This window comes from Methylobacterium oxalidis, assembly GCF_007992195.1.
GTDB lineage: Bacteria > Pseudomonadota > Alphaproteobacteria > Rhizobiales > Beijerinckiaceae > Methylobacterium > Methylobacterium oxalidis.
In genome coordinates, this window is the sequence record NZ_BJZU01000299.1 from 1 (window position 1) to 1,085 (window position 1,085).

The 1,085-nt window shown below is 70.4% G+C and carries 1 protein-coding gene; it reads right to left on the bottom strand.

Translation table 11 applies throughout. The features are described from left to right. A partial coding sequence (locus MOX02_RS30685; RefSeq protein ID WP_147029523.1) for a phosphoserine transaminase occupies nucleotides 1-1,085 on the bottom strand: 1,085 nt, incomplete at both ends.

Consider the following 1,085-nt stretch of genomic DNA (forward strand, 5'->3'; position numbering starts at 1 on the left):
GTGAGAGCCTCGAGGTCGGACCGCTCGATCGTGCCGCCGCACCAGATGCGCAGGCCGGCCGGCGCGTCGCGGTAGGCGCCGATGTCGAGAGCGACGCCTTCCCGCTCCAGGATCTCGACGATGTCCTTGGCCACCGCCGCCACCGCCGCGTCGCCCCGGGCGAGCACGTCAGGATCGGCGATCACGAGGCAGACGCCCGTGTTCGAATAGGTGGCCGGATCGGCCGCGAGGTTGGCGACCCAGGGCGTGCGCGCCACCCAGTCGTGGACGACCCGGGCGTTGGCGTCGGAGCGCGCGTGCAGCGCGTCGAGGCCGCCGATGCTCTCCGCCCAGCGCAGGGTGTCGAGATAGTCCTCGACCGCGAGCATGGAGGGCGTGTTGATCGTGTCGCCCTTGAAGATGCCCTCTATGAGCTTGCCGCCCTTGGCGAGGCGGAACACCTTCGGCACCGGCCAGGCGGGCGTGTGGCTCTCGATCCGGGCGACGGCGCGGGGCGAGAGGATGAGAATGCCGTGCGCGGCCTCGCCGCCCATCACCTTCTGCCAGGAGAAGGTGACGACATCGAGCTTGTCCCAGGCGAGCGGCTGCGCGAAGGCCGCCGAGGTGGCATCGCAGATCGTGATGCCTTCGCGGTCCGCCGCGATCCAGTCGCTGTTCGGCACCTTCACGCCGGCGGCCGTGCCGTTCCAGGTGAAGATGACGTCGTTGCGCTTCGTGTCGATCTTCGAGAGGTCCGGCAGCACGCCGTAGGGCGCCTGGTGCACGACGGGGCTGATCTTCAGCTCCTTCAGCGCGTCGGTGACCCACTCGGCCCCGAAGGCCTCCCAGGCCGCGACCTCGACGGTCTTCGGCCCCAGCATGGTCCACATGGCCATCTCGACGGCGCCGGTGTCGGAGCCCGGCACGATCCCGATGCGGTAATCGGCCGGCACGCGCAGCACCTTGCGCGTCAGGTCGATGGCTTCCTTGAGCTTGCCCTTGCCGAGGGGAGAGCGGTGCGAGCGGCCGAGGGCCGCGTCGGAGAGCGCTTCGAGGTTCCAGCCGGGGCGCTTCGCGCAGGGGCCGGACGAGAATGTGGGCACGCG